The organism is Streptomyces sp. CA-294286, assembly GCF_050947155.1.
Lineage (GTDB): Bacteria > Actinomycetota > Actinomycetes > Streptomycetales > Streptomycetaceae > Streptomyces.
Genome location: NZ_CP192005.1, coordinates 3,470,361 through 3,482,390 on the forward strand (window position 1 = coordinate 3,470,361; position 12,030 = coordinate 3,482,390).

The 12,030-nt window shown below is 67.8% G+C and carries 10 protein-coding genes; all 10 read right to left on the reverse strand.

All coding sequences use genetic code 11. The features are described 5' to 3' along the window. Positions 1-466 precede the first annotated feature (466 nt). The 10 genes from ACQPZG_RS20245 to ACQPZG_RS20290 all read right to left on the reverse strand — a co-directional run bounded on the left by ACQPZG_RS20245 (position 467) and on the right by ACQPZG_RS20290 (position 12,021). Positions 467-682 (reverse strand): hypothetical protein, encoded by a 216-nt coding sequence (locus ACQPZG_RS20245; protein WP_433547150.1) that lies wholly within the window; start codon positions 680-682, stop codon positions 467-469. Between the two features lie 122 nt (positions 683-804). After that, positions 805-1,029 (reverse strand): 50S ribosomal protein L28, encoded by a 225-nt coding sequence (rpmB, locus tag ACQPZG_RS20250; RefSeq protein WP_078594325.1) that lies wholly within the window; start codon positions 1,027-1,029, stop codon positions 805-807. A 244-nt stretch (positions 1,030-1,273) separates the two neighbouring features. After that, positions 1,274-1,870, reverse strand: a complete 597-nt coding sequence (locus ACQPZG_RS20255; RefSeq protein ID WP_433549475.1) for a response regulator transcription factor — start codon at positions 1,868-1,870, stop codon at positions 1,274-1,276. Between the two features lie 158 nt (positions 1,871-2,028). Beyond that, positions 2,029-3,480 carry an MFS transporter gene (locus ACQPZG_RS20260; protein WP_433547151.1) on the reverse strand — a complete coding sequence of 484 codons (1,452 nt, stop codon included), beginning with the start codon at positions 3,478-3,480 and terminating at the stop codon, positions 2,029-2,031. 916 nt (positions 3,481-4,396) lie between these two features. Further along, entirely contained in the window at positions 4,397-4,651 is a 255-nt protein-coding gene (locus ACQPZG_RS20265) for a hypothetical protein (RefSeq protein ID WP_433547152.1), read from the reverse strand. A gap of 9 nt (positions 4,652-4,660) precedes the next feature. Next, positions 4,661-5,419 (reverse strand): N-acetylmuramoyl-L-alanine amidase, encoded by a 759-nt coding sequence (locus ACQPZG_RS20270; RefSeq protein WP_433547153.1) that lies wholly within the window; start codon positions 5,417-5,419, stop codon positions 4,661-4,663. 58 nt (positions 5,420-5,477) lie between these two features. Further along, complete coding sequence (locus ACQPZG_RS20275) at positions 5,478-5,837, reverse strand: hypothetical protein (RefSeq protein WP_433547154.1); 360 nt, start codon at positions 5,835-5,837, stop codon at positions 5,478-5,480. Positions 5,838-6,779: 942 nt separating this feature from the next. After that, entirely contained in the window at positions 6,780-7,205 is a 426-nt protein-coding gene (locus tag ACQPZG_RS20280) for a hypothetical protein (protein ID WP_433547155.1), read from the reverse strand. 43 nt (positions 7,206-7,248) lie between these two features. After that, positions 7,249-8,580, reverse strand: coding sequence for a glycoside hydrolase family 6 protein (locus ACQPZG_RS20285; protein WP_433547156.1), 1,332 nt, complete (start codon positions 8,578-8,580; stop codon positions 7,249-7,251). An 18-nt stretch (positions 8,581-8,598) separates the two neighbouring features. After that, positions 8,599-12,021 carry a hypothetical protein gene (locus ACQPZG_RS20290; RefSeq protein ID WP_433547157.1) on the reverse strand — a complete coding sequence of 1,141 codons (3,423 nt, stop codon included), beginning with the start codon at positions 12,019-12,021 and terminating at the stop codon, positions 8,599-8,601. Positions 12,022-12,030 lie beyond the last annotated feature (9 nt).

Sequence of the window (12,030 nt, forward strand, 5' to 3'; positions counted from 1 at the left end):
GGAAAGGGTCCTTGTCGCGTACAGAAGGGAAGGGGGGCGGGGCAGCCTGGGTACGCCCCCGCGCCATTCAGCGCAGCGCCATGCACGCCATTCAGCGCGACAGGGAAAGCAGGGTGCAACGAACCCAGGCCATGGGAACACCGCCGCCGAGGCATACGTCAGAGGTCCGCGATCGCGGACATCTGGAGAAGCGCCTCAAAGACGAGCGGCTACTTACTTGGCCTGGGGGATACGTCATCACCTCGGAATACGGCGTCGGGCTTGATGGGGCACCGACGCAAATACAACGGAACCACACCAGGTTAAGACGGCAACCGGCCTGTCCGCAACGGGATAGATTCTGCCTGCGCCGGGGGCGGTGCAGCGTCGCAGCGTGGCGCATGATCCACTCGCGCACCGCCCCAGGGGCACGCTTGTCGCGGAATCGAGGGTTGAGCGCAGGGGCTGGTAAACGATCCGGGGCGTATCAGTCCTGGGTCGCGGGCCGCAGACGACTCAGCAAGCGCGCACTGTGGTGCCCGTAGTCCGGGTCGTTGAGGGCTGCGGAGAGGAAATCGGTATGCACAAGACGGCGGTTCAGGCGTCGTTCGAGGCAGCCGATGCAAAGGATGCTGTCGGGGGCGGCCCCTGCGCATTCCCATACGCCGTCGAGTACGGTGTACCACTCGTCGGGGCCGTCCACGGGCGCAGTGGGCAACCCGCAGTCGCCGCAGGGGAATTCGTTCCGCAGTGGATGGTGCCGGGCACCAGGCACCACAGCACGGATACGGCTGAAGAGCCTGGGCGCCAGTTTCTCCCGCATGCTTACGCGGAAACGCGACGGTCCACCTTGCCCGCCTTGATACAGGACGTGCACACGTTCATGCGCAGGGGCGTTCCGTCCTTCACGGCCCTGACGGACTGAATGTTGGGGTTGAAACGGCGACTCGACCGTCCCCGGACGTGCCGGCTCTGGGCACGGGACCCGGAGCGGGCCACGCGCTTGCCGAAGCTGGGCTGCTTGCTGCATACATCACACCGGCTGGACACATTGTCTCCTACTCGCTCAGATCATGGCGGTCCGCGGCCTGTTTCAAGGACCGGGCCGGATTGGGATTTTTCCGGGAACATGACGGCTCGCGGGCCGGTTCTGGACCTGGCATTTCTCGCTGATACCGCGCTGACCAGCGGATATAAGGGATCTAGTGGTCGTCGTGAGGGTGCCGCAGAGGTGAAACGCATGAGTTCTCGTGCAGATTGCACTCCGGGGGCATGGCGGCGGAGGTGAGCCCGGTCAGATCCAGCCACGGGCGGCGGCGGTACGTATCGCCTCGATGCGGTTGCGTGCGCCGACTTTGCGGTTGATCGCGGCCAAATTGTTGCGGACCGTTCCGGGTGAGAGATGCAGGAGCTCGGCGATCTCCGGGGGCGTGTGGCCGTGCGCGGCCAGGCGGAGAAGGTCGGTGTCGCGTTCGCTGAGCGGGTTGGAAGGGGTGTGCAGGGCGTCAGCGACGAGCCGGGGGTCCAGGACGCGCCCGCCCCGGGCGACCTTGCGGACGGAGTCGGTCAGTTCGTTGACCGATACGCCTTTGCTCATGACCCCTTCGACCCCTACCTCCAGGGCAGTGCGCAGGGCCCCGGCGCGTTCCAGGGTGGTCAGGACGACGATGCGACAGGACGGCAGGGCGGCTTTGAGCTGTGCCGCGGCCGAGATCCCGTCGAGGCCGGGGAGGTCGGCGTCGAGCAGCGCCAACGTCGCGCCGGTGCGCAGGGCGTTCGGCACGATCTCGTCGCCTCGTGAGACCTGCGCGACCACGTGCAGGCCGGGCTCGGAGGCAAGGACGACAGACAGTGCTTCGCGCGTCAGTCGCAAACCATCGGCAATCAACACTCGGATCATGGGGGTCAGTTGTTCCTCATGGACGGATGTGACGGGGGCTGAAAGCAATGGCCCCGGACCGGCGTTCGCCGACCCTGCTTTCCGGGCGGCTGCCCAGCGGCAACCCAGGGCCCGGACTCTGTTGTCCGGGCCCCGGGAGGCTCGTTCTCCTACGTGGCGTGGCGTTTGGGCAGCAAGAGCATGAGGGCCCACATCGCCAGCAGGGCGGCGATGACGTACCAGAGGGTTCCGGTGAACGCGGTGGTGACGGTGGTGCCGTGGCTGCCGGCCGGGGAGTGGGCGAAGAACACGATGGCGGTCAGTGCCGTGCCCAGTGCGATGCCGAGCTGGGTCGAGGTGTTGAAGAGCCCGGACGCGGACCCGGCGTGGTCGTGAGTGACTTGACGTAGTGTCATGTCCGCGAGAGCCGCTCCGATCATGCCCAGCCCGAGCCCGACCGGCAGCATGGGCAGAACCGTCAACACCGGGGGCAGGCCGGTGTCTTGCACTGCGATCAGCCACGCGTATCCGCCCAGGGTGGCCGCTGCCAGCAGGGCGCCAGCCTGGGGCGCGCGCCTTCCGTGCCGGACGGCAAGGCTCATCGACAGCCAGGCACCGGCCATCTCACCCACCGAGGCCGCCACAAAGCCTGTCGCCGCCTGCTGGGGGGAGAACCCCAGCCCGTCCTGCATGAACAGGGTCCACGACAGGAAGAACACCCCGGACAGCAACCCGAAAACCAGCTGCGCGGACAGTCCCGCGGTGAACGCCTTGCTCCTGAACAGCGCCAGGACGACGAGCGGGTCGCGGCCCCGTGCGGTCCTGGCCCGCTGCTGGACCACGAAGACCGCCAGGGTCAGCACGCCCCCGGCCATCATGAGGAAGCTCCAGGCGGGCCAATGGTGGGCGCCGCCGACGGTGAGCGGGTAGGCGAACAGCAACAGCCCCAGACTGGCCAGGAGCGTGCCCGAAAGGTCCAGGCGCCGGGCGGTGGGGTCACGGGACTCGGGCAGGTACCGCAGGCCGAGGAGCACGGCCGCCAGGCCGATGGGCACATTGATCAGGAAGATCGGGCGCCATCCAAGGCCGAAGACATTGGCGCTGGTGAGCACTCCGCCCAGGACCGGTCCGGCGACGCTGCCCAGCGACATGATGGTGCCGTAGAGACTGAACGCCCTGGCCCTGGATCCCTCGTCGAAGCTGACGTGCAGGGTGGCCAGGACCTGCGGAACCATGATCGCCGCAGCGCCGCCCTGGACGACGCGGGCGCCGATCAGCAGGGCGGGCGTACCGGCGAGACCGCAGAGCAGCGACGCCGCGGTGAAGACGCCGGTGCCCAGGAGGAACAGCCGTTTGCGGCCGTAGAGATCGCCGAGCCGGCCGCCGGTGATCAGCCCGAGGGCGAAGGTCAGCGCGTAGGCGGCGTGGATCCACTGCACGGCGGCACCCGAGGCGCCGGTGTCGTGCTGAATCGAGGGCAGGGCCGTGTAGACGACGGAGCCGTCGAGGGCGTTCATCAGCTCCGCGACGAGGACGACGACCAGCATGACGGTGCGGCCGGCGCCGGGACGGGTGCCCGGCGGGGCGGAGCGGGAGGAGAGGGGTTTGGTGTCGGCGGACACGGAAGCGGTTCCTGTTCAGGCGGGCAGAAGTGGGAAAGGGGCAGGCCAGGCATGCCCTTCCCGCTTACTGCGCGACAGGAAGATCAGGGTGCGGCAACGCCCAGGCCGAAGGGCAGACCGCTGCTGTGAGACGACCGCGCGCTGCTCCACGGAGCAGGGGGTCAAGCCTCATGGCAAGCGGTTCTCAGGCCTGGGAGATAAGTCATCACCTCGTGACATATAGGAACGGAGCGGACAGCTCCACGAACCGCCCCAGGCTACGTCCCGGCCGTAGGACCAGCAATCGCATTTGGCCCCCTCACACCCCCGCCTCGGGCTGCATCACATGCACGCTTCAGTCCGGGGAACCCTCACCCCGAGCCTCCTACCTGGGCTTTCTCCGTATAGGCGGCGGATTCCGGGGGCCACGTATGCCGGAATTACGCTATGGCTACCGAGAAGCCGCCTGGATATGGCCGTGCTGTCTGCACGCCCATGTCGTGCAGACAGCACGTGCACCGCCAGGGGACCAGAGCAGACCTCGCGGGCGGGGAGGCGGAGATCGACTCTGCTCCCACGGGTGGCCTCTGCGTAGAAACTCGCCTTCGTCCACAAGCGGTCCTGCCAACTCACATGGCGTGAACCGTGCGCAGATGGGCCCCCAGTACCTCAACTATTCAGCCCTGGGAGCGGCCTTGGCGAGTCGCCGATGACGGCACCTATGTCGCACGAGGCACCGCACAGCTTGAAAGATGATGACGGGCAGTAACCCGCGTAAGTCGCTGCCCACACGTGATTCACGTGAGTCGCTGAGCATCCGGCCTCGACTGCAGTAGTCCGAAGCGACGCACTGCACCCGGACCACACCTCAACGTTGAGGTGTGGTCCTCCTCATCTGCGCACCGTCAGAGGCAAGCCGACTCCTGTCCCTGCTGAGCTACGCGGATGATCCGGTGCCACGCTCTGGCACAGACGAGGTCGCTTCGTTCCGGTAAAGCCAATTTGGCAGAAGCTGGCGGATGCCCGGCAGAGCCATCACCCGGGTGATGCCTGCCGCGACTGCCACGGCCACTGCCACACCGGCGGTGGACTGCGGGATGCCAGAGGCGTCGATGATCAGCGGCAGACCAGCGGCCAGACCCAGGAAAGTCTGGAGACAGGTTCGGAGGGTTCTCTGGTTGGCGTCGGACATGGGTGCCTCCTACTTCGCGGGGATCTTGAGGGTCTGCCCGGGGTGGATGGTGAACGGCTTGACGATGTTGTTCTCGCGGGCAAGGGCCTGCCAGTTCACGCCGAGCCGTTCACCGATCCCCGAGAGGGTGTCGCCACCGCGAACCGTGTACGTCGAAGAGCCAGCAGCCCCCGGCTTGCCCCTCAGCCGTGCCGCCACGCGCTGACGGAGCCCGCTCATCGTGAAACCCTTCGGATCGACCTTTCCGGGCTGCCACTCCAGGTGACCGATGACGCTCGCCGCACCCCAGCCGTGCGCCCGGCACAGGGCCGCCGAGACACGCTCGATCGCCTCCAGCTGGGCCGCCGTCCACGGGTCGCGGCCGTCGCCGAGGTTTTCGCATTCCCAGCCGTAGAAGTGGGGGTTGCCGTCCTTGTCGGCCTTGCCGACCCGGGGGAGCGGCTTCTCCGCGATGACCGCCTGGAGGACCGCGCTATCGCCCTTGCCCGCATGGTTCGCCCGGCCGTGACCGATCAGGTAGACAGTGCCGTCCTTCGCGATCACGCCATGGCACAGCGGGCCGGGAAGGCCTGCGTACCCGTCCTCGCAGATGCTGACCGTGCTGTCCGTGCCATGGGTGACCGTGTGGTGGATCATCACCCCGTGCGTCGGACCCCATGGGCCCTTCGCGTTGCGGTTGTGGGTTCGCCAGCCGGGCCGCTCAATCACGCGGACGCCTTCGGCCTGAAGTGCTGCGACCAGACGGTCGGCAGACAGTGGGGTAGCCACTGGTGGTACTCGAATCTCCCCGCGCCCAAGTCCCGGTACTGCGTCCTGCTGATGCGACCTACCGGGCAGTGCCCGCCGACAGCAGCCACAGCTGCAACGCCATCAACAGCAAAGGCGCCACGAACGAGCTGATCACCAACCGGCGCGTAGCCGCCGCTGCGGCCTGATCCTCGCGCCGCTGCCCCTCGCCGCGCTCAGTGATCTGATCGTGCTCGCTCCGCAGGCCGGCGAGACCAGCCTCGACCTGCCCGATGCGCTGCTCGGTCGCCCGCTGATCGGCTCGATAGACGTCCTGCGTCACCACCTGGTCCAGACGGGCGGCGAGCTGGGCGAGGTCGCCCCGCAGGTCCTCGCGGAGTTGCGAGACGGCGCGGTGCAGTTCCCACAGGGTGGGCTCGGCGCTCGGCGGCACAGACACCGCAGTCCTCCAACAGCCCCACGCCTGCACGTCAGCCTACGGGGGGCAAGATCGAGGACTTCCAGAAGATTCGACGGACCACCCTTGAACGTTTAGGTGTGGTCCGTGGCGATGTGAGTTCACGGTTGGGGAACGTGAATTACAACGTGGCACGTGGCAACCCAAACCAACACTGACAATGAAGCCACCTTTAGCCCGGACTGAAGCTAGGGTGAACCTACTCGCGTGAGTGCCTTCGGGCAGTGACTCACGTGAGTCACTGCCCGAATGAGATACCGAATCAAGTGCTGAAATCTGGTATGAAATGCCCGTTCGTTCCAGCGACCGGTGAACGAGCCCGCCGGATCACCCCTCCGTCGTTCGCCACCGGGCTACCCTCGCACCTATGTGCGAGGGGCCCCGTCCAGCTCACGCTGAACGAGGCCCCTTAGGTGCGATCACTAGACGGCTGGCGCCCACGGTGACCGCTAAGCACCGTGGTCGCCAGCTCTAAAGCAGGACCTCCACGAGCTTGCCGATCAATGCAGAAGCGCATGCCGCCACAAGGATCAACGCCAGCTCGCGGCGCCCTAACTTCCGGATCAGCTCCCTGATGTGCCGTCGCATGAGACTCCTCTCGAATCGTCCTCAACCGAACCGAGGCACAACAACTGAGAGAGGCAGATCTCGTGCAGAGGCACACCCGAACCTTATGGGATCGTGCGGAGCTGTGAAGCGGTTCCCGGAAACTTAGCGTAGGAAACTTCGATATCCGTGATGCCTTCTGGGAGGTGATCGGACAGGAATTGCTTAATTCCTTTTAAGAGTGTGCTCTTGCGGCCGCGGAGCGGTTCGCCCTCGATACTTGTACCGGCCGTCGATCAACCGTTCCGCGAGGAGTGATGAGCACCCTCCCGCAGGCACGCTTTGGGGCGCTCCTGCCAACCAGGCAGAAGCGACTCATCAGTGGTGTTCGCGGACCGCGTCGCGGATTCCGCGCAACTCTGCGGCGGTCCTCGGGCCGCAGATCACGTTGATGCCCTCCGTGCGCATTTCCCGCAAGACTCCGAGGGCCTCCACCTCCTCCATCACCCGGTCGCAAGCTGCTTCCGAGGTGACGCCGGATGTCGAAGCCCCCATGTAGGCACCCAGCTCGGCACGGCTGTCGGGGTCGAGCAGCACCGGAGTGCCTGCGCGCGCAGTCGCGAGCCATGCCGGGGCAGGACCCAGGTCATCCAGGTTGAGGCCCGCCTCCTGCAAAGCCGTGCGGATGCGGTCTGCACGCTCCACCACAGCGGCGTCAGCGAACACGGCTTCCGCCTCAGGACGGGTGGGCCCCGACGGTGCAGAAGCAGGCGTCGAGAAGCGGCGGCGAAGTACAGAGAGCATTTGTCGATGATGCCACGCACCCGACAGTGCTCTGTGGAGGTCGTCAGCCGCCGTCGATCAGCCGTTCCGCGAGGAACGGCGAGAACGTGCCCGCTGGCACGTCAGGGGCGCTCCCGCACATGCCGTCCGAGTCGCCCGGCACCTTGATCCACAGCAGGTACTCCGCTCCCCCCACCCCGATACTGCTCGGCACCCCGAGCCGCCTCCCGCCCGGGTTGCAGTAGTCGACGTGCTGCCCAGCCGCGTCCATCGCACCGTTCCCGTTGCGGGCCGTGTCGATCACGAACCGCACTCCGGGAACGCCGAGCCCCGCCAATGCCTGGGAGACCTGCGTCCCGTATGTCGCCGAGATGTCGGTGGCGTCGAAGTTCGACACCCCCACCGCGAAGCCCTTTGTCGCGGCGACTCCGGCCGCCTCCAGCCGGGCGGCCATCTCTTGCGGCTTGATCCACGTGGCGTTGCCACCGTCGAGGTAGGCCCGCACGTGCGGCAGCTTCCCCAACGCCTCCGCGGCGTACTTGATCAACCCCAGCCGCTCGGCCCGTGCAGCGTCGTCCCGCAGGCCCTGGATCTGGGCGAGCGCGTCCGGCTCGACGATCACCAGCGCGGGACGGTCCCCGATGCCGGCTGCTACAGCATCAACCCACCTGCGGTACAGCTCGGCGGACTTCGCGCCGCCGTGGCTCTCGCCGCCGTTGTCGCGGTTGAACACGTTGTAGACCGCGAGGATCGGCAGGAGCCCGGACGCGGCGGCAGCTCCCACGTAGGCGTCGACGTCGGCCTTCACGTCCTTGTTCCAGTCGCCGAACCATTTCGCGGTCGGCCGCCGTACGAGCCCGCGGGTGATCTTCTGCGCGCGCGGGTCCTTGGGGTTGGCGGCGACCCATTTCGCGGCGTTCGAGTCCGGATCGACGTAGAAGCCCTCCCTGGGGGTGCAGCACGTCAGGCGGACCTCGGTCAGGTGCACGGTGACGCTGGTGCCCTGCCCGATCTGGAAACTCACCTGGCCGGTGGTGGTGTCGAGGTCGGAGATGAACGAGTAGTAGAAGTGCTTGTTGACCGCCGACAGGGTGACGGTCTTGTCGAGAGCCACCGTCCACGGGTCAACCGCCAAGCCGACCTGGGCTCGCAGAACGGTGCCCGGCTGGCTGGCCCTCGCTGTGAAGCTGAGCGTGTAGGCGCAGCCCTTGCGCAGCACAATGCCGTCCTGGCCGAAGGGGGCGTCCCACAATTCCACGGCCTCGGTTGTGGCGGTAGCTTCCGCCCCCGCCCCCGGGGCAGTGAGGGTGACCTTGACCGGATCGCCTGCCCACCAACCTGCCGTCCCATCGATGAAGTTGGAGTTGGTGACGAGGTCTGCGTACGTGGATGCCACAGTTGATCTTTCTCTTGGTTACTTGACGTAGGTGACACGCAGCTGCGGCGCACGCGGTGTGGTCGCGCCGTCGAACTTGCCGTACCAGGTCTTGTTCGTGGTGTTCGGGTCCAGGGCGATGCCCCGGAAGGTGGCCGGGTTGAAGAGCGACGTGATGTCGACCCATTTGCCGCTGGCCCGCGCCCAGTTCGTGACGGTCTTCGACGCGGTCTGACTGGAGAACCGCGTCGGCCGGGAGGCGTGCGAGTGCGGCTTGAGGGTGGTCGCACCGCCGGAGGCGAAGTACCAGTGGTTCGCGTACAAGAACACCTCGGCCTTGAGGACCGTCGCCCCCGCCAGGTCCCCGGCGATGTTCCCGGCGAAGCCCATCAACGCTGCCTGCACACCGTTGTTCGACGAGAAGAACCCTGCTGCGAGGGCGGTGCCGTGGTAGGCGTTGAAACCGGCCCGGTTCGCGTAACTGCCCGACCAGGCAGCCTTGTACGTGCGGGTCATCCTTACGGGGGAGACAGGCATGACCGCGCCGCCCGTGTTGTACGCCCCGGTCTCCGGGACACGCTCCCCGATGTCCTCCACCGTGAACTGGCCCAGCCTGCCGGACGAGCCCGACATGGTGACCTGCTGCCCGGCCGGTGCCCCGCTGTCGCTCGTGAACGTGATCATCAACCGGTTGCGTCCCGGCCTCACGTAGTCCGTGGGCCCGCACCCGCTGACCAGACGCAGATCCACCTGCCTGCGCGTCGTCTGCGTCAGCGGGAAGCGGGCTTCCTGGATCTGCGCGGAGGTGATCAGCGGGGAATCCGCGTACCCGGTCCGCAGCCGCACCACCGCAGAGCCGCCCGCCGCCGAGCACTCCATGCCCGCGGTGAACTCCACCCGGTACATGCGGTCTTGGACCGCGTCGAATGCGAGTTCCACGTACCCCATCTCGGTGCCCGTGGCCGTCTTCACCGGCATCGCCATCCAGTCGATGGCGAGGATGCCGCGCGGCCCGTTGTAGAGAGACGTGAGGTCTTCACCGCCGACGTTGATCGAACCGGCGACGTTCAAGTTCTGGAACGAGGCATCCCCGGTCGATCCGATGGCCGCCACCCGGTCCGCACCGTCGCGGAACGTCAACGCGTTCGGCTGCCCAGAGAGAAGGGACACCACCTCGTCGCCGTCGTCGTCGAACAGCCGCATCCCCCGGGGGCCGACCTCCGCCCGGGCCCCGCCCGTGGCGTCGCCGAAGATCGTGTGCGCTTCCGTGTTGTCGAAGACGCACCAGCCACGGGATGCGGCAGACGCCTCCAGGCACAAGGTGACCCGGGTGGTGCCCTGCGGGGCCGCGACCTGCCCCGTGATGCGCCGCCACTCGCCCGGTACGAACTCCGTGGTCTCCGCGACCCCGTACCCGAGGACGTTGCCCGCGCTGTCCTCCCAGCGGGCGAGGATCTTCACCGCCTGCGCCACGAGGTCGTCCGACGTCAGCACGTCCGCCCCCAGGAACAGCTGCGACGCCGCAAGGATCGGCGCCGTCGCCAACGGCAGCGTGAAGTAGGCGGGCTCCTCCCCAGCCGCGTCGACCTTCACCCCCACACCGGTGCGGTTGCCGGGGGCGAACGACCAGGCCGCCCCGGCAGCGGCCAGGCTGTTCGCCGTCGTCGCCCCCTCAAAGCCCGCATCCGGGATCAAGTTCGTGCCCTGCCCGACAGAGAGCTGATCCGGGGTGATGGACCCCACCGCCAGATGCGCGGTCTGCACTGCCCCCGCAGCGATCTTCCCGGTCGTCACCGCGTTCGCCGCGAGCTTGTCCGTCGACACCGACAGGGCCTTCAACTCCCTGCCCGTCACCGTGTCAGCGGCGATCTTCCCCGCAGACACCGAGTCGACAGCCAGTGACCCGGCCTGCACCGCACCGGCCACCAGATGTTCGGCGTGCACAGCCCCGGCAGCGATCGCCCCCGCTGTCACCGACCCGGCGGACAACGAACTCGCCGTGATGCCGCCAACAGCGATCTGCGCGGCCGTGATCGTGTTCACGGTGATCTCCCGCGCACTCACAGCCCCCGCAGCGATCTTCCCCGCGGTCACCGCGTCAGCGGCGAGAGCTGCCGTCGTTACCGCCCCGGACACCAGGTTCGTCGAGTCGACCACCCCCGTCCGCAGGGCCTCCACCGTCACCACGTCGACCTGCATCACCGATGGCGCTTCCGGCACATCGGCGGATGCGAAGTTCAACCACAGGTACGGGGTGATGAACCGGACGTCCTGGTGCATGCGCCCCGGGGTACGGGCGTCCGGGTTCGGCCCCGCCGACCCCTGCCCGCCGGCCGGGGCACGGTCCTTGAGGTAACCGACGACCGTCACCCACCCGTCGGCCGCCGACACAGTCCGCCCCGATGCGCCCACGTAGTAGTGTCCGGACGCCGAGTTCGCACCCTGCCGGTTCACCAGCGTCGTCTTGTCCGCACCCACCCCGAGAACGCCCACGTACACGTTGTCCGGACCCGCGGGAAGCTGGGCTGTGGCACGGATACGGGCACTGACCCGGTACAGGGTTCCGGGCTCGTACGGGACCAGGGTGTTGCCTCGCACCCTTATGTGCCCGTTAGCCTGCCCCACTGTCTGACCAGTTGGGGCATCCGTCACCCCCGCCAGGTGCTCCCACGCGGCACCCCGGCCAGACTGGACGACCTGCCACGCCCCCGCATCACCCATCGCGTCCACGTACCGCTGCACGGCACTGTCCGCGAGCGCCCCGCCCAGCGTGTTCAGGTCGACGGCCCCGGCGGCGATCTTCCCCGCTTCCACCGCCTGCCGGCCGAGCTTCTCCGCCGTGACCGCACCCGCCGCAAGTGCGTCCTTGTCGATCGCGGCCACCGCGACCTTGGCAGCCGTCACCGCGCCCTCGGCGAGCTTCGTCTCGGTGATGATCCCGTCCAGGACTTCCTGCGCCACCACCTTCGACGGTTCCACTGGGCCCGCCACCTCGGACGGCACCGATCCGGCCCCTGACGTGTTGCGTGCCACGAGCCGCACGAACAGGGGCTGCTCAGTGGGGATGAGGCAGGTGCCGCCCCGCGGGGACTCCCACGTCGTCACCAGCGTTCCCGGCCCCGGCTCGAACTGGCCGGTGGGAGCGGCGTGCACCTCGACGCGGGCGAAGTCCATCGGCACCGTCGCCCCACGGGTGAACGTGCCGTCCCAGGTGGCCCCGGCCCCGCCCAACCGCGACACCACCAGTGGCGGGCTCGGCTGCGGCGGGGGCGGCCCGTTCACGGCGGTCACCCCGTTGGTGCCGTCCGGCTGCTGCCCGACCACCACGCGCAGCGACCCGTCATCGTCGTACACCTCGATGCTGCCGCCCTCTACGGAGGCGTTCGCCAGCTTCGGGGCGCGCACCGAGGCACGCAGCAGCTTCTCCAGACGCACGAGCCGGGCGCCTATGTCTGTGGGCAAGAGAGGGTT